At 62.4% G+C, this 16,775-nt stretch carries 23 protein-coding genes; 12 read left to right on the top strand and 11 right to left on the bottom strand.

The window, feature by feature from the left end:
- Positions 1-641 precede the first annotated feature (641 nt).
- Together M2352_RS19650 and M2352_RS19645 are read left to right on the top strand one after the other, a co-directional pair.
- Positions 642-947 carry a type II toxin-antitoxin system HicA family toxin gene (locus M2352_RS19650; protein WP_264666196.1) on the top strand — a complete coding sequence of 102 codons (306 nt, stop codon included), beginning with the start codon at positions 642-644 and terminating at the stop codon, positions 945-947.
- Positions 944-1,270, top strand: coding sequence for a type II toxin-antitoxin system HicB family antitoxin (locus tag M2352_RS19645; RefSeq protein ID WP_264666195.1), 327 nt, complete (start codon positions 944-946; stop codon positions 1,268-1,270). Before M2352_RS19650 ends, M2352_RS19645 begins: the two co-directional genes overlap by 4 nt.
- Positions 1,271-1,420: 150 nt before the next feature.
- Here the strand turns inward: M2352_RS19645 and M2352_RS19640 are convergent, their stop codons facing one another.
- Positions 1,421-1,912: a hypothetical protein gene (locus tag M2352_RS19640; RefSeq protein WP_264666194.1), complete on the bottom strand. Its 492-nt coding sequence runs from the start codon at positions 1,910-1,912 to the stop codon at positions 1,421-1,423.
- A 173-nt stretch (positions 1,913-2,085) separates the two neighbouring features.
- On the opposite strand from M2352_RS19640, the gene M2352_RS19635 reads away from it, so the two are divergent.
- Positions 2,086-2,865: a hypothetical protein gene (locus tag M2352_RS19635; RefSeq protein WP_264666193.1), complete on the top strand. Its 780-nt coding sequence runs from the start codon at positions 2,086-2,088 to the stop codon at positions 2,863-2,865.
- A gap of 303 nt (positions 2,866-3,168) precedes the next feature.
- Here the strand turns inward: M2352_RS19635 and M2352_RS19630 are convergent, their stop codons facing one another.
- The 10 genes from M2352_RS19630 to M2352_RS19585 form a co-directional block, all read right to left on the bottom strand.
- Entirely contained in the window at positions 3,169-3,456 is a 288-nt protein-coding gene (locus tag M2352_RS19630; RefSeq protein WP_264666192.1) for a DUF2312 domain-containing protein, read from the bottom strand.
- A gap of 17 nt (positions 3,457-3,473) precedes the next feature.
- Positions 3,474-4,406 carry a DUF6456 domain-containing protein gene (locus M2352_RS19625; RefSeq protein ID WP_264666191.1) on the bottom strand — a complete coding sequence of 311 codons (933 nt, stop codon included), beginning with the start codon at positions 4,404-4,406 and terminating at the stop codon, positions 3,474-3,476.
- Between the two features lie 12 nt (positions 4,407-4,418).
- On the bottom strand, positions 4,419-5,033 hold the full coding sequence (locus M2352_RS19620) for an MT-A70 family methyltransferase (protein ID WP_264666190.1): 615 nt from the start codon (positions 5,031-5,033) through the stop codon (positions 4,419-4,421).
- Positions 5,034-5,046: 13 nt separating this feature from the next.
- The gene (gene dnaN / locus M2352_RS19615; protein WP_264666189.1) at positions 5,047-6,177 is read right to left on the bottom strand and encodes a DNA polymerase III subunit beta; all 1,131 of its coding nucleotides are present in this window, start codon (positions 6,175-6,177) and stop codon (positions 5,047-5,049) included.
- 66 nt (positions 6,178-6,243) lie between these two features.
- Positions 6,244-6,810 carry a regulatory protein GemA gene (locus tag M2352_RS19610; RefSeq protein ID WP_264666188.1) on the bottom strand — a complete coding sequence of 189 codons (567 nt, stop codon included), beginning with the start codon at positions 6,808-6,810 and terminating at the stop codon, positions 6,244-6,246.
- Positions 6,807-7,457, bottom strand: coding sequence for a hypothetical protein (locus tag M2352_RS19605; RefSeq protein WP_264666187.1), 651 nt, complete (start codon positions 7,455-7,457; stop codon positions 6,807-6,809). Before M2352_RS19605 ends, M2352_RS19610 begins: the two co-directional genes overlap by 4 nt.
- A 14-nt stretch (positions 7,458-7,471) precedes the next feature.
- Positions 7,472-8,335: a DUF1376 domain-containing protein gene (locus M2352_RS19600; RefSeq protein ID WP_264666186.1), complete on the bottom strand. Its 864-nt coding sequence runs from the start codon at positions 8,333-8,335 to the stop codon at positions 7,472-7,474.
- Between the two features lies 1 nt (position 8,336).
- Positions 8,337-9,644, bottom strand: a complete 1,308-nt coding sequence (locus M2352_RS19595; protein ID WP_264666185.1) for a DNA cytosine methyltransferase — start codon at positions 9,642-9,644, stop codon at positions 8,337-8,339.
- Positions 9,641-9,913: a hypothetical protein gene (locus M2352_RS19590; protein WP_264666184.1), complete on the bottom strand. Its 273-nt coding sequence runs from the start codon at positions 9,911-9,913 to the stop codon at positions 9,641-9,643. Before M2352_RS19590 ends, M2352_RS19595 begins: the two co-directional genes overlap by 4 nt.
- Positions 9,910-10,131 carry a helix-turn-helix domain containing protein gene (locus tag M2352_RS19585; RefSeq protein WP_264666183.1) on the bottom strand — a complete coding sequence of 74 codons (222 nt, stop codon included), beginning with the start codon at positions 10,129-10,131 and terminating at the stop codon, positions 9,910-9,912. The genes M2352_RS19590 and M2352_RS19585 overlap by 4 nt, the downstream gene beginning before the upstream one ends.
- Before the next feature lie 273 nt (positions 10,132-10,404).
- Between M2352_RS19585 and M2352_RS19580 the strand changes: the two genes are divergently transcribed.
- The 9 genes from M2352_RS19580 (at position 10,405) to M2352_RS19540 (ending at position 16,727) form a co-directional block, all read left to right on the top strand.
- Complete coding sequence (locus M2352_RS19580) at positions 10,405-11,148, top strand: LexA family transcriptional regulator (protein WP_264666182.1); 744 nt, start codon at positions 10,405-10,407, stop codon at positions 11,146-11,148.
- Between the two features lie 419 nt (positions 11,149-11,567).
- A complete protein-coding gene (locus tag M2352_RS19575; RefSeq protein WP_264666181.1) occupies positions 11,568-11,840 on the top strand; it encodes a hypothetical protein in 273 nt (90 codons plus the stop codon).
- Positions 11,841-11,951: 111 nt separating this feature from the next.
- Complete coding sequence (locus tag M2352_RS19570; protein WP_264666180.1) at positions 11,952-12,368, top strand: hypothetical protein; 417 nt, start codon at positions 11,952-11,954, stop codon at positions 12,366-12,368.
- 5 nt (positions 12,369-12,373) lie between these two features.
- Positions 12,374-12,955: a hypothetical protein gene (locus M2352_RS19565; protein ID WP_264666179.1), complete on the top strand. Its 582-nt coding sequence runs from the start codon at positions 12,374-12,376 to the stop codon at positions 12,953-12,955.
- A gap of 121 nt (positions 12,956-13,076) precedes the next feature.
- A complete protein-coding gene (locus tag M2352_RS19560; protein ID WP_264666178.1) occupies positions 13,077-14,642 on the top strand; it encodes a hypothetical protein in 1,566 nt (521 codons plus the stop codon).
- 66 nt (positions 14,643-14,708) lie between these two features.
- Positions 14,709-15,032 carry a hypothetical protein gene (locus M2352_RS19555; protein ID WP_264666177.1) on the top strand — a complete coding sequence of 108 codons (324 nt, stop codon included), beginning with the start codon at positions 14,709-14,711 and terminating at the stop codon, positions 15,030-15,032.
- Between the two features lie 19 nt (positions 15,033-15,051).
- On the top strand, positions 15,052-15,600 hold the full coding sequence (locus M2352_RS19550; RefSeq protein ID WP_264666176.1) for a hypothetical protein: 549 nt from the start codon (positions 15,052-15,054) through the stop codon (positions 15,598-15,600).
- On the top strand, positions 15,597-16,175 hold the full coding sequence (locus M2352_RS19545; protein ID WP_264666175.1) for a 3'-5' exonuclease: 579 nt from the start codon (positions 15,597-15,599) through the stop codon (positions 16,173-16,175). Before M2352_RS19550 ends, M2352_RS19545 begins: the two co-directional genes overlap by 4 nt.
- A 27-nt stretch (positions 16,176-16,202) precedes the next feature.
- A complete protein-coding gene (locus tag M2352_RS19540) occupies positions 16,203-16,727 on the top strand; it encodes a single-stranded DNA-binding protein (RefSeq protein ID WP_264666174.1) in 525 nt (174 codons plus the stop codon).
- Positions 16,728-16,775 lie beyond the last annotated feature (48 nt).

Here is a 16,775-nt window from a genome sequence, read left to right as displayed (position 1 = left end):
CCCCCGACCGGAGCAACGGCGAACGCATCAAAGGCCAGGGTAGCCCCTTGTGCCATATCTGCCGTACATGGCGCAACGGAATTTTTCATCGACGATGGCAAATCGGAATGTCCCGATCAGCACGCTTGCGCCGCCTATTATCTTCTCCGTCAGGAGAAGACTCTTACTCTGACTCTATAGGCGTTTCACCGTTCCATTTTTCGTTTCACCTGCGTTTCATGTGCGTTTCACCCCGCGTTTCCATGCGTTTCATTTTTTGGCGCCCCAGCCAAGTCCAAACGCTCTCCGTGAAATTTGAATTTCCTATTTTTTTCAATATATTAGCATACGGTAAAGGCTGATCCCGCCGCGCTCCTTCAAGGCGGTGGTGCACCAGCCGACACTATCGCAGCCCAGATTCGGGCCGATTGCGACGCCGTTCCGGTTGATGTGATGGGCGGATCTATGGGGAAGCATTTGCTTCGCCGGTTCCCAAAGTGTGCCCTGAAGCAAAAGTGAAACAGCCCCGTGCGTTTCGATGCGTTTCAGTGCGTTTCGTAACGCATGGCTATGGACGGGACTCGACGTGCGTGTCGATATGGCGCTTTGGCTTCCTTCACAGCAACCGAGTCGCTTTCCTGGCATAGCCGGCAGGGCAGCGTATGCTGTTTTCTCCCGTGACACATGCTATCGCGATGCGCTATCATCTTCCCATGAACAAGGCGCACCGTACCATCCTTATCGCCATCTTTGCCCGACCGACGCCATCCACCATACGGTGGTCGGATATCGAGACCTTGGTGAAGGCGTTGGATGGTGTCGTGGAAGAACGCGCCGGAAGCCGCGTATGGGTGGAGATTAACGGTAAAGGTGCGGTGTTCCACCGCCCCCACCCACGCCCCGAAGCCAAGAAAGGCGCGGTGGATGCCATGCGCAAGTTGCTGATGAATGCAGGGATCAAGCCATGACGATGGAATACAAAGGGTACGTGTCCGGCCCTATCGACTTCGATCCTGAAGACGGTACCTTTTCCGGTACCGTCGCCGGGCTGTCGGATGTGATCCATTTCGAAGGTATTGACGCTGAATCACTGCTGGAAAGCTTCAAGGGCAGCATCGACGAATATCTTGCGATATGCGCTGAAAAGGGCCGGACCCCCGACAAGCCCTTCAGTGGCAAAATATTCGTGCGTGCTAGCTCCGACCAGCACCGGAAGGCCGCGCTGCGTGCTGCTGCTGAGGGTATCAGCCTTAGCCAATGGGTTGCCCGGCAGATTGATGCTGCGCCTTGAAAGGGAACTTGGCAGCACCGGGGCGCTACGGCCGTGGCGTCGCAGCCCTCCACCCAGGCCAGGACGTGGAGGGCACCAGCATCAAGGGCGAGTTGCTCCCTTTCGTTACAGCATCAACAACCACCGAGGTTGCATTTTTTAGCAACGCGCTTAGTAAACTACCAGTTCGTCAGGGTCGCTGTCTTGATGATGAATGAATTTGCTTTTATACTGAGAAAGGTACTCGCCAAAGAACCGAGCGACCAGCGTAGGCAACCAGAATTGCCTTAGAGAAGCATCTTGCATCACGAATTCTAATCCAACCCCATCAGACCCGATGAGCGCCTTTGCAACAGCGGCGACCCTGGCCTGTGAATGCTGCAAATCCCAATCATAATCCTCAATCGTGGGTAAGATACTCAGGATTACGTCATGGTCTGCCTCGGAAAGAGCAGGTAATATGCCATTCCGTTGCGCAATTAGGAAATATTGGAAGGTTGCTTTGGCTGGCCCACTGATAAGGAGAAAAGACTCGGTTGCGCCACCTTCTAGCAATAACTTTACAAGAATGCCACCATGTTCCGAATTATTGCCGGCCATGGCGACTGATAATATATACCGATTACTCGACAAACGTCTCAAATATAAAATATCTTGCGCCATTATATAAAATCCCTCCTTTTCGTAGCAGCCTTGCGCTGAATACATAAAGATGCAGAAAGGCATAGGATTTGATGAATCGTATCAGCAAGCTTATCAATTACCTAAAGATCTTTGACTGGTTCACCTCATAGATGATACATTGATTCCAATTATAATAATATTTGGGATAATTCATGACCCAAGATGCTGATAAAAATATAAAAGAGGGCCAGTCTGATGCATCAAATGTTTCCACCTCGTTCAAATCAAGAATAGATGAGATTTCTCGTCATCCGATTGTTGTGGCTTTCTTTGGCTTTTTATGCACAGGCATATTGGGAGCGTTACTAACATGGTGGCTTAACGCTTCTAATCATATAGAAGATATAGCGATATCAACAAGAAATAATGCAATATCTTCCGCCAGTAATCTTTCTGAGCTTTTTAACGAACGACGAGCTAGAGGTACATTAGTTATCTCTAGTATTATGAGAGCCGCCCCTGAATCGGAAGTCGTGGCGAGAAAAATAGCATATGATGAAGCCTATATTCGATGGAATACAAAAATTCCTAGTGATATATTACGTATTAGAGCTGGGCTTCGGTGGTCTCGTTCATATTATGCAAAATACATTGATGGTTTAACTAATGCAAATATCCTATTTTATGGAAGTGAAGCGCGTACTCTTTTAAATGCGCAAAAAATTCCAATAAAACCAGGAATATTAAGTATTATGGATGCCTGCATAACACAGGCTTTTGATGATTATAGAGGAAAATCTTTCATAGATAATACGCATGCTAAAGAAATAATATCATCATGCAGATTTTCTGAAATAAATAGGCAGTCAATACATTGTTTTTCACTTATTTCTGAGTCATTATATATAGCTGTAAGTGAGAAGGGAATGCCGGGTATTCAGGTATCTGATGAAGAAGTAATATCATCATGTAAGCCTTATGAATTTCAGTAAAATTTCAAATCAATTTTTTAAATTTCTTTTTTCTCTGTTCCGCTGCGCGGCTCATACTCACGATAGAGTGTGGGTCGCGAGAGCTTGAACTGTTCGGAAATATGTCTAACCGGAACCGCCGGATTGGTGCAGGGGGCTTTTATCAGCTTCAGTTTCCCCCCCCACCAGCACCGGCTTTACGACCGGCGTTGGCGCGCCCGCCCAGCCCGACACGGCGACCTGACTGTGGTCGTCCATGTCGATTCAGACCAGCCACGTCGAAGCATGTCGCCGTGCACCAATCGGCACACGGCGACGCCGCTGTCAAAACTCCACATCCATCCCCAAGGCTTCCTTGTAAAGCGCAAGGACGGCTTCCCGTTCCTGCCGGTCCGCCTTGTCCATCCTGCGCAGACGAATGATTTCGCGAAGAAGCCTCACGTCAAATCCGGTCCCCTTCGCTTCACTGTAGACCTCACGAATGTCGTCCTGCAGCCCTTTTTTCTCTTCTTCCAGGCGTTCGACCCTGTCAACGAAGGACCGAAGCCGGTCCGCGGCGATGCCGCCGACGTCGTTCGGCTTGGCGCCGCTGTTGTGTCCGATACCAGCCATGATGTTTCCTTCCAGCTTCAGGGGGCGGTGGTGCGGACGACGTCGCCGACGAAGTCCATGGTCACGTTGAACAGGATCGCGACGGTTTCCGGGTCGTCGCCGCCGGCCAGCCGGTCGCGGATTGCCGCCCGGATGTGGGCGTCGCGTTCCGCCCGGCGGATATCGTCGTCGCCTTCGACGATGCGGGCGATCACGGCGACGGGGAAGCGGTAGGCCCGGAACAGTTCCAGGACCGTCGCCCCGTCGGCGCGTGCTTTCCGGATCGCGTCCACCTCATGCGGGGTGGGGTCGGATGGACGCGCCGGCCGGATGGTGTGGCGGACCTTCCGAAGCCCGTAGACGGTGGCGGCGATGTCCAGCCCGCCGACGACCAGCCCGCGGGCGAAGTGCTCGTTTAGGGTCCGCCCGCCCCACCGCATTCGCTGGACCCATTGGGAAAGGGCGTGCCCGTTCCCGACGATCCATTCCATTGCCGACGCCATGTCGTGCGACATGCAGTCCAGCACGTCACGAATGCGGCGCCGGGCCGCGAGGTTCCCGCCCAGGTCAGCGACCTTGCCACCGCCCGAACAGCCGGCCAGCGGCGACAGGTTCGACGCCGCCAACCGCTCGGCCATGCCGGCAAGTTCGTAATCGTCGCGGAACAGCCCGCCCGCGCGGTAGGCGACGGGATCGATCGTGCCGTTCCGGAACATGCGGTCCAGCGGCCAAGCGTTCAGGATGCGGGTCACGGTCCGGATTTCGGAAATGACGGCCTCTCCGGTCCGGGGATCGACCGTTTTGATTGCCAGATCGTCCGTCTGGACCTCGAACCGGCCGTTCCGGGTCGGGTCGTCGGACGGGCGTGCTTCGGCCTTTCGCCGGGCTTCCAGCCGGGCAAGCGTGCCCTTCGGCGCGGCGGCTGCCTTCCGCCGCCGCTTCGGCGGCGTCTTGTGCTTTTTCGGTGCCATGGTGATCCCCGTTCAGGCGAATTGCCCCGCGTCAGCACCCCAGGTGGTCCAGCCGGGGCGGTTGGTGCGGGAGAAAAGTTCCAGGTACGGACCGGCGGTCAGGCGCTCGATCCGCTCGTATTGGCAATCGGGTTTCCGGCTGTGCTCCCGGATCGGCGAGACGATCACTTGCCGGACGTCGGCGTTCAGCCGCTTCGGCTTTCCCCTGGTCGCCAGCAGGCAGGGTTCCGGGTTCGACCGCGTCCAGAAGCCGCCGCCCATGAACAGGTCGGAATCGTCCAGCCACAGGCGGGTTTCCGACCCCTTGTTCAGCTTCACCCACTCGAACGCGCGGGTTTTGTAGGTGAAGCCCCAGGCGTCCAGCACCTCGAACGCGGCCTTCAGGAACGGATCGGTCGTCCACAGGAACAGGACGCAATCCGGCGCGGCCAAGTCGCCGACCGGAAGCGACTTGATCGCCGAAAGCGACATGGTCGGGTAGGGCGCGGCGCGGTCGCCCCGGCCAGCCTTGCCGGGCTGGGCTTCACCGCCGCCGTAAGTTTTGAACCCCCACGGCGGATCGGCCAGGATCACGCGGAAGTGGTTCGCCGGAACCCCGTCGAAGACCGCCGATGCAAGCTCTGACATGATGCGCCCTCCGTCACAGCCGCATGGGCATCTGGACGACCAGGAAAGACGGGTCGTCCGGGGTGTCGAAAATCGCCGGGTTCGCCGCGTCGGTCAGGTGGACGCGAAGCAGGTCGCCGCGGAAGACGCGGGCCAGTTCGCGCATGTAGCGCCACTGGAACCCGATGGTCGTTTCCGCCCCGGCATAGCCGGACGGGATCGCTGTCTTCGCGGTGCCCCCACAGCTTTGATCCAGGGTCAGGGACAGGCGCGCCCCATTGAAGCCGAAAGCAACGGCGCCGGCTTTTTCCTCCCGGACGCTGTCGACGATATCCAGGGCGCGGATCAGCCGGCGCCGGTCCAGCGTGGCGGGTGGGCCATTGCGTTCCGGGACGACCCGGTCCGTGTCGGGGAAGGTGGCGTCGATGGTCTTCGACACGGCGGTCAGCGTGCCGAAGGAGACGTCCACGGTTGTCCAGGCGCGCCCCTTGCCATAGGCGTTGACCGTGACCTCGCTGGCCGCGTCGGCTTTCCCGGCCTCGCACAAAAGCCACTGGACGAATCGGCGGGAGAGGATCACGGACGGCAAGGTCCCGGCGTCGGTCGCGGGAAGCGGGATGGTCGATTGCGCCAGCCGGTGCCCGTCGGTCGCTTCGGCCAACAGGCGGCCATCCTTCGCCCGGATGTGGACGCCGTTCAGGTAATAGCGGGCTTCATTCGTGCTGATGGCGAACGCGACCCGCCCGATCAGGGTGGTCAGGTCTTCGGCGGTCAGGCGGAAGACCCCGATCAGGGCGCCCAGGTCGGAATGCGGAAAATCCTCTTCGGGCTGGCCGCGCAGGATGACGGTCGTTTCGCCCGCCTCGATCGTGATCCTGTTTTCGGAATGGGCGCTGATCGTGACGGGCGCGTCGTCTTCCTGTGTCCGCAGCAGGCGCCAGAACGGAGCGGCGGCCACGCACACACCGCCCGGCGCGTGGACGTCCGCGGACAGGGCCGCGGTCAGTTCCGTGTCCTGGTCGGTTGCCTTGATCCGGACGGTTTCGCCTTCGGCCCGGACAAGAAGGCAGGACAGAATCGGGATCGTGTTCCGGCGTTCGATGATGGGGGCGACGGCGCCGACGGCGCGGAGAAGGTCACCGGCCTTCGCGGTAAATTTTGTCATGGGCTGTTCTCACGATTCATGGTCTTGCCATATGACGAATTGCCATATTGGCAGGCAAAAAAGGGGTCAGAGGGGCTGAGACAGGGTGCGGTACTCGACCGGGCGCCGTTCGCGGCGGGCGCGTTTGATCCCAGCGGCCATTTCGATGGTGATCCCGTGGTCGGCGTAAACGATGGTCGCGTCCGCCTTTGCGCCCCAGGCCAAACCGCAAACAACCCCCTTCCACCGGGCGATGGGGTCATGGAAATCCAGGGTACGGGGGTAGGTCAGGCTCGGCACGAACGGGGCTTCGCTCCGTGACAGGCTGTCCGCCATGGCGGCAACCGCATAGTCGCTGTCCACGCCGCCTGTCGGGTCGAAGGGCACTTCCAGAATGACAAGCCGCGGGCTGTAGGACGGAGCGGGAATCGCCGGCTGCCCCTTTTCGGTCAGGACCCGGTCCAGCCACAGCGACAGCATCCGCCCGGCGCCTTTCGCGTCGGCGTCGGACAGGAAGACGGTCGCGGTGACGCCGTAATGCCGCCGAAGCCACGTATCCAGTCGGGCGTTGCTTCCGGTCCGGAACGCCCCGGCATCCGCAAGCTGATCCCAGAGGGAATCGACCTCGAACTGTGCGACGGTGCGGTTCTTCATGCCACGTTCTCCCGGTGAAGGATGGTGCCCATCGGCTTCAGGTCTTCGGCATCCCCCCGGCGGGACGGTTCGGCGGTCCGGCCGGCGCGGACCACGGCCCCGATCATGGCGTCGAACGCCGCCTGTTCCGCCGGGGTCATGTCGCAATACCGCTTCCGTGTCCGGCGGTCCGCCTCTTCGCGCGCCCGGCGGCTGTGTTCGGCGATGTGGGCTTGGGCGGTGCGCGCCCCGGCCATCCGCTTTGCCACCAGCGACGCGACGGCCTCATAGACTTCCGCACGGGACGGCGGGAACTTCAGCTTCAGGGTCAGGATGTCAACCGCCTGTGCCCCCAGGTCGGCGGGGAACATGCGGAAGACGGCTTCGACCTGCGATGCGTAGATTTCCGGTTCCGGCGGCTGGGCGTTCGGGTAGGAGCCGATCAGCAGCGCGGACAGGCGTGCTGCTTCGCCGGGGCGCGCGGGCGGTGCGGTGCTGGTCAATTCGGCCACGATCGCGCGGGCGTCCGCGGGCGGGATCAGCTTGGTGTATTCGCCGACCTTGTCCGGACTGTCCAGAACCGGCCAGTAAGCCGCCGCGGCCGACCCGGCGGGCAGGGCCGGCGCCGGAAGGGTGGTGGCAAGGGGGCAGGGGGGCTTGTCGTTCATGCGCGGTTTTCCGTTCAGGGGGTGGTGTCGTCCTGCCGGTCGGCGTCGGCGATCCGGCGGCGAAGAGTGTCGGACAGGCGGGACTTGCGGTCGGGGGGAGACGTGGCGGACGGGCGGGAAGGGGGCGGGCCGGATGAACGGGCGTTGCGGCACCAGTTCCGCCACGTCGCCAGCCAATCCGCCTTGGCCGCGTCCTTCCCGCTTTTGGCGTGCCAGTAGTCCCGGAACTTGTCGGCTTCGACCCGAAGGTCGATCGACGGAAGCCCGGCGTTCAGGCGGGCGATTTCCCCTTCGACCGCCCATTCGTCGGTCAGAACCCAATCGTTGGGAAGCCGGGCCGCCCGCTTGCGGCGCTTACTAGATTCCCCGTCAGGGGAATCTAATTCTGAAGGTGACGGGCATTGCCCAAGCATGGATGAAGCATCAGCCGAAGCATTGCTCGCGGCATTGCCGGAAGCATTGCCATAAGGAATGTATGAAGCATTGCTTGAAGCATCTTCGCTTTCACTAAGTGATTGATCGCGCTTTCTCCACCGCGTGTCAGCGGCGTTCTTAGCCCGGTTGCAGTATTTTACCCGTTTGGCTTCGGCATCTGCCCTGACTTGTGCCAGTCGGGGGGAGTAGCATCCTTCGGAGCATTGCTTGAAGAATGCTTGAAGCACAGGCCAAGCATCAGCCCATTCCGCCGGGTCCATGCGGGCGATCTTCCGCAGGGACTCCAGATTCACGGGCAGGTATCCAGTTTGTGACGTCCATTGCTGGAATAGCAGCAGCAGATAAGCACCGTGCTGGGCCGTGGTCAGGTGTCCCGTGTCCTTCAGGTAATCGCCGATGTAGATCGGAATCCAGGTGTCAGCCTTTGGAGATTGGCGGCTCATCTCATTCCCCGTATCGTTCGGCGCGGGCATCCGCGACATGCTGGATGCGCGTGCCAATCCAACGGATCACGGGAACGGCCATCGAATTGCCCACCGCCTTGTACCGCCGGGAGTCAGGGCAAGCCTCAGCCGGCTTTCCCCGCCATGGGATCAAGGTCCAGTCATCGGGGAAGCCCTGAAGACGCTCGCATTCGCGTGGTGTCAGGCGGCGGACGGCGGCGTCATGCCGCAAATCTGCCGCGTCATCGCCGGCGGCCCGCCCCGTTCCCTCGGAAAGCCCGACGGCGATGCCGTGCTGTGCGCTTGCCTGAAGGGTGAACATGGGGTCGCCGTCGGAACCTATTCCGATCCCGGCGCGTGGATTGGTGGTGCTGGTTCCGGTCCGCTTCCCGATTTCCTGGATGGGGATCGCAGACGCCGCCGCGTTTCCCGCCTGATGGTAGACAACGGCGACCTGCCCGCCGCCGCTCTGGATCTCGGGCCGGGTGCCGCTCATGCTCCGCAAGGTGGGAGCGACATCGACGCCGACGTCGTTTCCATAATCCTTGCATGAGAAGGCAAGGGGGATCAGGTGTCCGGCCTTGGCTTGGTTGTCGTCCGGGCCACACGTTCCAACACCGTTTGCAGTAAGGGCGGCAACTGCCGTCCCCGTGCTTCGGCGCGGCGAAGAATCCCCGCGCACGCCTTCCGGCTCAAAAAGTATCGCTCCGGGATTGGTGCCGTCTCCAATACGGCAGCTAACGACGAAGACACGCCGCCGCCGTTGGGGCACTCCGAAGTATTGAGCATCGAGAATGCGCCATGCAGCGGACCTTTCGTTTCCGATAACCATGCCAGCACGGGGCCATTTCCCGCCTGGACATTCGATGGGGGCGTATTCCCCCACCAAAGCAGCGAGGAAACATCCAAAGGCATTATCTTTTGTGTTGAGGACGCCGGGAACGTTTTCCCAGACGACGAATTCGGGGGCGATTGCATGGACCAATTCCACGAATTTCAGGGTCAGGTTGCCGCGGTCGTCGTCCAGCGACTTCCGAAGCCCGGCGGTGCTGAACGCCTGACAGGGCGTCCCGCCGATCAGGACGTCGATCTTTCCGCGCCAGGACGCACCATCGATCTTTGTCATGTCGCCCAGGTTCGGGGTGCCGTTGCGTGCCGACGGTTCGCCTGGAAGATTCGCGCCGTATCGGTGTGCCAGCACCGCGGATGCGAACGGGTCGATTTCGGACAGGAACGCCGGCTGCCAGCCAAGCGGTTCCCATGCGACGGACGCGGCTTCGATGCCGCTACAGATGGACCCGAAGATCATGTCCCCACCTTTCCCGCTGCCGTGGCGGGGTTCTGGTCACGGGCGGCGAAGAACCCAGGCGGGACGTGCGCCGGGCAGAACCAATCTTCGCGCGTGCAGCCGGCTTCATCGGTCACCGCCACGCCATACGGCGGGTTCGGCGCATCGCAGATCAGGCAGGGCGGCTTGATCCAGGGGAGGGGCTTCGGCTTCGTGCTCCCGGCCTGTGTCAACCTGCCGAGTTGTTCGGCAAGGTCGAACAGGGAGACACGGTTGTGAACGGCGCTCACGCCGCCGCCTCGGCGCCGGGAAGCCGAAGGAAGTCGTCGCCGGTCAGGATGACCCCGCGTTCGGCGGCGGCGGCGATGATCGCCGGCCAATACTTCGGCGGGATGGACCCACGTTTCTTCCACCACGCGATGGTGGATTGTGGGACGTCGATAGCGGCGCTTAACACGGTTTGTCCGCCGAACAGGCGGGTGATGCGTTCAACGATCAGGGTGTTCATGGGGTGATCCGCGTTTGTCAGGGAGAACGCTGGATCAGACTCATATGGCGTAACGCCATTGAGCGTCAATGACAAAATGGCAATTCGTCATCATCGGCTGTTTCAGGATGGCAATACGTCTGCCCATCAGCGGCTTCGCCATAGGACTTCAGGCCGTGGCAAAACCAGCAGAAATGCGGATGTTCCTTGCTTGTTCACGGTGATGCCACGATGAATGTATGGCAAAGTGACATACGACGGGGACACAAATGCAGACCAATGAGTGATAAGAGCATGAACGCCAACCCCAAGGGACAGAACGCCATGTCCGACAAACTCGCGGGCCGGTTGCGCGCGCTTCGTGAAGCGGCTGGATTGTCGCAGAAAGAACTTGCTGGCCTGCTGGACGTTGACCAGTCAACCATCTCCAAGTGGGAGCTTGGTCAGCGTGAGCCGGGATTCGAGGACCTGACCAAGCTATGGTCGATCATCCGCCCGCGCATTCCCGCCGATAAGGCGACAGGATCCGATGTCCGGGCCGCGAAGGAGAGCTTCGACATCATCATCGGAGGCCGTGACGACGACAAGATTGTTCTGATCCAGACGGAACCCAAGGCGCGTCCGGGGCGCTTGTCACCGCTTCGCGTCCCGCTGTTCGCCATCAGGCGCGCCGGCTTCGAAGCGCCCAAGCTGGAGCGGGAAGCGTCGGGTAACCTGGACGCCGCCGTTGCCCTGACCAGCCGTGCCAGTTACGCCGTCGTTTGCCAGGACGACGCCATGACCCCCGCCATTGATGCCGGTGACACGGCGATCCTGGACGCGAACCGCCCGATCCGGGATGGGGACATGACCTTCGTGCAACTGGAGTCCGGGGAATGTTTCTTCGCTCAATTCAAGGGGACGAGCCTGTCCGATCCCGCCGACCCGACGTCGGTCCGCGCCGTTGCCCTGCGCTTCCTGAACCCGGTCCAGGACTTCACGATCCAGGCGGACCGCATCACCCGCGCCGATGGGGTTGCCGCCATTCTGAAGCCGTAACCACGCGCAACCTTTCCGTTTTCGCCAATGGCCCGTGTACGACGTTTTGTCGTGCGCGGGCTTTGTGTTTTGAGGTAACCTGTCGGGCCATGGCGGCATGATGGCGGGCTTTGGTGTCATTACAGCACTGAAATTTAATTGTTGCCATATGGCAAAGTGTCATTTATGAATGTGCGTAGAAAGACGGCCCGTTCTGGACCATCGCCCCCAGAAACCCGCCCCCTTCCTTCAACCCTTTCATGACCGGAGCGTGACGGCGAATGCTTCCCGTAATCCCCGGCGGACAGGCAACCGATCCAGGACGTGAACCCTGTTCCCGCTGTCCCGCAAAATGCGCCGAATCCGGTGCCGCCTCATGCGCGTACCCTGAAGTCGCGTACCTGGAATCCCGCACGTTCAAGGCTGTGGCTGCCGATGCGATGCTCCGTATCATGATGCATGGCCGGGAAAACGCCGGCCTTGATGAAGCGGAGCTTGCGGCCTTGGCGTGCCTGGAAATCGGCGCCGATGTGGAAGACCTGAACGCCGGGCTTCGCGCGAAGGCGGACCGGGATGGCGGGCGTCTCGACACCGGGGATCCGCTGGTCACCGCCGCGGTTCAGGCCGTTGCGCGGGATACCGAATATTTGCGTGTCTATGCCCGCGCCGCTGCCGGGGCAAGGACGCCGCCGTTTCGCCAGCGGACGAACTGATCCGGCCCAAGGCCACGGCGCAAGGCGCCGGCCCCTTGTCATCGCTGTCTGCTTTTTCGCCGGGATCGGTCGATCCCTCTTTTTTTGGCTTTCGAAATGGCAAATTGGAATATGGCAGATGGTGACGCTCTGAAGCGGAAGCCTTTCGTAAACACGGGCCGGTACGCAGGGGACGCCCCCCGTACCGTTGACCGGCCCGAACCCGGCTTCTTCAAGATCCGGCTCGTCAGGTCCGGGCCGTGGGTTCCGGCGCGCATCTGGAATGGCCCGCCCCACGATCCGCTGACCGGCGACGAACTGGACAGGTCGTGGCGCCTTCAGGTCCAGGTCTTCGACTTCGCCCCGGCCGCCGAATTCTCGCGGATTTGCCGCGTCTGGACCCATGGGGTCCGGATCGCGGAACGCGATTACCGATACATGCGGGACCGCATCGCGTGGCTGCGCGCCAACCGCCCCGCCGACCCGCTGGTCAATCCTTTCCGTCCGGTCATCCTGGACCGGCTTCAGCCCCGAAACATGGAGTCTTGACGCGCATGTACCCTTTGATCGGACACAACGGCGGTCCCGCCCTGGACACCGCCGCTCCGGACCCGGTGGAAACCTTGGTTCTTGACCTGGAAATCGCCAACGTCGATGCGACGGTCCGGGCGCGGGAACTTACCACCGCCCTGAAGACCTTCGGCGATAAGATCGAAACGGCGGATCAGGCCCATAACCTTGTGGACCTGATCGCCCAGATGGGCGCTTTCACCGCCAAGGCCGAAGACGCGCGCAAGATGGCGAAAGCACCGCATGACGCGCTGTCCAAGGCGTGCGACGGCTTCTTCAAGCCCATGGCCGATGATGTGAAGGCGGCGAAGGAAACCGCGATCGACCTTCTGTCCGCCTACATGCGCGGGGTCGCCAAGGACGACAAGGACAAGGCGACGATCCGCACCGACTTGGGGCAGGTCGCCAGCCTGTCCGACGACATCGGCTTCACGATCGATGCCCCGGAAGCGGTCCCCCTGGAATACTGGAAGATCGACGAAACCGCGGTTCGGGCGGCGGTGAAGAAGGCCGTTCCCATCGCGGGTGTTACCCGCATCGTGACCCGCAAGGCCGGGGTCCGCTGATGGCGTGGCCCACCATGCCCGCGCCGCACGTCCAGCCGCTTTTTCACGCCTTTTGAAATGGCATTTCGCCATATGGCGAAGCCTGTCCCCAAAACCATGAACGTGGGAGTCACCCCTGATCATGACGTCCGTTCCCTCCCTTCTGTCGTCTTCGTCTCCGGTCGCCCTGTACCTGGAACCGACGCTTTTCCGTCAGGCATGGGAAGCGTCCAAGCTGATCGCCGCCGCCCCGCATTGCCCGGCGTTCTACCGCAACAAGCCCGAAGCCTGCTTCATCGCCATCGACATTGCCGAGAAGCTTCAGCTTCCGTTGTTCACGGTCCTTCAGAACACCTATGAACACGGGGGGCGGCCCGGCTTCTACGCGCAATTCCTGATCGGGCTTGCCAACCACCGCAAGGCGTTCGCCACCCCCATCAAGTTCAGCGTGACCGGGTCCGCCGAAGCCGGGGATTTGGAAGCCACGGCCTATGCCACCCTGCACGACGGCACGGAAGCCGCGGAATCGGTCAGCCTGAAGACGGCGATCGCCGACGGCTGGTATGGACGCAACGCGAAGTATCGGTCGATTCCCGACCGGATGCTGAAGTACCGCGCCGCGTCCGCGCTGATCGGCTTCTACGCCCCCGAGGTGAAGCTCGGCTTCCCGACCATTGAAGAACTGGAAGACGGTGCCTTTGTCGATGCGGTTCCGCTTCCCGACGGGTCCTTCGGTGTGCCGGCGGGTGACCGTCCGGTCCGCCCGGAACCGACGTCCCACGAAGGCGATGTGGAGAAACTGGACGCCATGCGCGGTGCTCCCCGCGCCACGGCATCCGCCGAACCGCCGAAGCCGGGGAAGAAGACGCCCGCCAAGGCCGGCCCTGAGAAGCCGGTCCCCACGCCGCCCGTGGTGGACGTCGGCGCCGTGATCCGCGGTCTTCATGCCGCCGCCACGTCGGGGGAAAGCCTTGACGCCTTCCTTCGCTATTCCGCCGACGCTCTGGCCGCCATGGATGATGGCGGCCGGGAATCGGTCTGCCAAGCCGAACGGATCGCCCGTGAACGCATCGCCGCCGTGATGCCCCAAACGCAGCAGCAGGCGGACACGGTGCCCGAATCCCCGGCGCCGGCCACCGCACCGATACCGGCGGACACGGCGGATGCGAAGCCGGCCTTCGTAATCCGGGATGCCACGGGGGAACAGGTTGCGACCTATACCCAGGCCAAGCGCGCGGCGGATTCGATCATCGCCGAAATCGGCAAGGCGGGGACCGCGGACGACGTTGCGGCCATCCTGGACCACAACGCCGACACCATCGACGATCTGCCGGACGAACACACTCAGCGTGTTCAGGACGCCGCCGCCGAGCGGGTGGACGCCGTTCCGCCCGCCGGGCCGGTTGCCGGGCCGATGGTGGATGAGGATGCCCCCATCCCCGCCGACGATGACGCCCCGTCTTCCCGGACGGCCCCGCCCGGCGCCTATGCGGTCACCGTCCCGCCCATGGCCGGCGGGCAGGGGCCGGACGTGACCCGGCTGTTCGCCCTGCTGAAGACCGGCCTTCAGAAGATCGCCGACCGGGCGGTCCTGGAGGATTGGCGGGACGACAACATCGACCGCCTGGAACTGGTGAAGGCGCACGCCCCGGCGTGGGCGAAGGCCCTGTCCGACATGCTTCAGGAAAAGCGGGTGGCCCTCGCCTGATCAAGCCCCCGGTGGGAGGGGCGCGCACCCTTCCCGCCACGCTCCCTAAAAAGAAAGCCTCAGACCATGACCACGGTCATCACCGCCACGCCCCCCGCCGCCAAGCCGCTTGATGACGTCTATCTCGACTATGAGGGCGTCCGCGACGCCGTCGCCGAACTCGGCTTCCCGAAGCCCGACCTTGTGACGGTCGTGGGGTGGCGCGACCGCAAGACCCTGCCGTTCTTCAAGGGGTTGGATGGCAAGTGCTACATCGCCAAGCGGACCCTGATCGACGTTTTCCGCAAGCGCCAGGACGCCGCCGCCCAGAAGGTCATGGGTGGCAGCCGGGATGACCCCGGCAAGGCCCCGCCCCGCCGCGGGCGCCCCCGCCATTCCGCCGGGGCGTGATCCGTAGGACGCCCGGCCAATGCCCAGAGCGGCTTACGACCTCATCCGGCGGCGGATCGACGGGAAGCCGGCAACCTTCGCGCGGATCGTCTGCCGGTCCTGTGCTGCCCATGCCGAATGCCGCGTCGATGCCCGCCCACCCCCCGAAACCATCGCGAAGACCTTCGAGCGTGAGGGCTGGTCCGTGGACCGCCGCAACGCCAACCGCTGCTTTTGCCCGGATTGCCACCCCAGCAGGAAAGGAACCCTGCCCGTGACCATGCCCGCCACGCTGACGACACCCGCGCCCATGCCGTCGCCGAAGCTTCTCCGTCAGGTCTTCGCCATGCTGGAAGACCGCTTCAACCCCGAAACCGGCGCCTTTCAGGACGGATGGAGCGATGCCCGGATCGCCCGCGAAACCGGCGCGTCGCCCATCTTCGTGACCAAGACCCGCGAAGACGCCTTCGGTGTCTTGCGGGTCGATCCGGACGTCGCGGCCCTTCGCCGTTCGATCGACGATCTGTTGTCGCAACTGTCGGCCCTGTCGGCGAAGGTGGACGACCTGGATAAGCGGCGCCGGCCATGAAGCCGGCCCTGTTTTTTGACGTGGAAACGACCGGGACCGATCCGGCCCGTGACGTCATCGTCCAGATAGCCGCCGTCCTGGACGACGGCCAGGAGCGCGAGCGTGCCGCCCTGAACCTGCTGATCCGGCCGGACGGCTGGACGGTCCCGGCGGAAGCCGCCCGCCTTCACGGCATCACCACCGAGATAGCCGCCGCCAACGGCGTCCCCCTGGTCGTCGCCTTAGCCGCTTTCAACCACCTGTGCCGCGCCGCGCTGGTCGGCGTAGGCCATAACGTCGGCTTCGACATCCGGTTCGTCGAAGCCGCCTTCGCCCGGATCGGCCGGGGCGAGTCCTGTGCCCTCGGCGCCCTGGACGTCTTTTGCACCAAGGAATGGGCAACCCCGATCGTCAACCTTCCGCCGACGGACCGCATGGTCCGCGCCGGCTACGGCCACAAGCCGAAAGCCGCGAAGCTGGAAGAGGCGATCCGGCACTTCTTCGGCGAAGACCTGGACGGGGCGCATGACGCCCTGGTCGATGTCCGGGCGTGCCGCCGCCTGTACCACCTTGCCCGCGCCCGCGGGGAAGCCTGATATCCCCACAGCACAAGGAAGCCTGCAATGAATGTGTGGACCTTCACCGGCCGGCTTGGTGCCGACGCCGACCTGCGGACGACCCAGACCGGCGACCGGGTGCTGAATTTCCGCGTCGCCAACGACGTCGGATTCGGCGACCGGAAGACGACCCAATGGGTTGACTGTTCCCTCTGGGGCCAGCGCGCCGAGCGGCTTGCCCCGCACCTGACCAGGGGGAAGGGGCTGGTCATTTCCGGCGAAGTCACCCTTCGGGAGTTCGAACGCCGCGACGGGACGCGGGGCGCCGGCCTTGCGGTCCGGGTAACCGAACTGGACTTCACAGGTGGGGAGCGTGACCGCGACGAACGTGGGGCCGGCTATGGAAACCAGGGGAGCGGGCGCGCGGGCCATGGCACCCAGGGGGGCCACGGTCAGGGCGGGGGCTACGGCAGCGGCCCGCGTGGCGGCGGGGGCGGCGGCTACACCCCGCCGGGTTACGACGGCCTGGACGACGAAATTCCGTTCGTGATCCCGTTCGACCTTCCCCGCAAGCGGACCGCCCTTCTGTGAATCCCGAAACCCCGCCCGAACCGGCGGGGTTTATTTTCCTGAGGCGGG

This window comes from Azospirillum fermentarium (assembly GCF_025961205.1).
GTDB lineage: Bacteria > Pseudomonadota > Alphaproteobacteria > Azospirillales > Azospirillaceae > Azospirillum > Azospirillum fermentarium.
Note: the sequence above shows the minus strand (reverse complement) of the source record. Positions and strands in the feature narration are given on the sequence as shown.

Excerpts from the sequence above, each read along its gene's own strand:
- M2352_RS19565 (WP_264666179.1), top strand. The coding sequence starts at position 12,374 with ATGTACCCTTTGATCGGACACAACGGCGGTCCCGCCCTGGACACCGCC.
- M2352_RS19555 (WP_264666177.1), top strand. The coding sequence starts at position 14,709 with ATGACCACGGTCATCACCGCCACGCCCCCCGCCGCCAAGCCGCTTGAT.
- M2352_RS19560 (WP_264666178.1), top strand. The coding sequence starts at position 13,077 with ATGACGTCCGTTCCCTCCCTTCTGTCGTCTTCGTCTCCGGTCGCCCTG.
- M2352_RS19605 (WP_264666187.1), bottom strand. The coding sequence starts at position 7,457 with ATGAACGACAAGCCCCCCTGCCCCCTTGCCACCACCCTTCCGGCGCCG.
- M2352_RS19635 (WP_264666193.1), top strand. The coding sequence starts at position 2,086 with ATGACCCAAGATGCTGATAAAAATATAAAAGAGGGCCAGTCTGATGCA.
- M2352_RS19545 (WP_264666175.1), top strand. The coding sequence starts at position 15,597 with ATGAAGCCGGCCCTGTTTTTTGACGTGGAAACGACCGGGACCGATCCG.
- M2352_RS19620 (WP_264666190.1), bottom strand. The coding sequence starts at position 5,033 with ATGTCAGAGCTTGCATCGGCGGTCTTCGACGGGGTTCCGGCGAACCAC.
- M2352_RS19600 (WP_264666186.1), bottom strand. The coding sequence starts at position 8,335 with ATGAGCCGCCAATCTCCAAAGGCTGACACCTGGATTCCGATCTACATC.
- M2352_RS19595 (WP_264666185.1), bottom strand. The coding sequence starts at position 9,644 with ATGATCTTCGGGTCCATCTGTAGCGGCATCGAAGCCGCGTCCGTCGCA.
- M2352_RS19610 (WP_264666188.1), bottom strand. The coding sequence starts at position 6,810 with ATGAAGAACCGCACCGTCGCACAGTTCGAGGTCGATTCCCTCTGGGAT.
- M2352_RS19650 (WP_264666196.1), top strand. The coding sequence starts at position 642 with ATGCTGTTTTCTCCCGTGACACATGCTATCGCGATGCGCTATCATCTT.
- M2352_RS19570 (WP_264666180.1), top strand. The coding sequence starts at position 11,952 with ATGGCAGATGGTGACGCTCTGAAGCGGAAGCCTTTCGTAAACACGGGC.
- M2352_RS19625 (WP_264666191.1), bottom strand. The coding sequence starts at position 4,406 with ATGGCACCGAAAAAGCACAAGACGCCGCCGAAGCGGCGGCGGAAGGCA.
- dnaN (WP_264666189.1), bottom strand. The coding sequence starts at position 6,177 with ATGACAAAATTTACCGCGAAGGCCGGTGACCTTCTCCGCGCCGTCGGC.
- M2352_RS19540 (WP_264666174.1), top strand. The coding sequence starts at position 16,203 with ATGAATGTGTGGACCTTCACCGGCCGGCTTGGTGCCGACGCCGACCTG.
- M2352_RS19580 (WP_264666182.1), top strand. The coding sequence starts at position 10,405 with ATGAACGCCAACCCCAAGGGACAGAACGCCATGTCCGACAAACTCGCG.
- M2352_RS19550 (WP_264666176.1), top strand. The coding sequence starts at position 15,052 with ATGCCCAGAGCGGCTTACGACCTCATCCGGCGGCGGATCGACGGGAAG.
- M2352_RS19575 (WP_264666181.1), top strand. The coding sequence starts at position 11,568 with ATGCTCCGTATCATGATGCATGGCCGGGAAAACGCCGGCCTTGATGAA.
- M2352_RS19645 (WP_264666195.1), top strand. The coding sequence starts at position 944 with ATGACGATGGAATACAAAGGGTACGTGTCCGGCCCTATCGACTTCGAT.
- M2352_RS19585 (WP_264666183.1), bottom strand. The coding sequence starts at position 10,131 with ATGAACACCCTGATCGTTGAACGCATCACCCGCCTGTTCGGCGGACAA.
- M2352_RS19630 (WP_264666192.1), bottom strand. The coding sequence starts at position 3,456 with ATGGCTGGTATCGGACACAACAGCGGCGCCAAGCCGAACGACGTCGGC.
- M2352_RS19640 (WP_264666194.1), bottom strand. The coding sequence starts at position 1,912 with ATGGCGCAAGATATTTTATATTTGAGACGTTTGTCGAGTAATCGGTAT.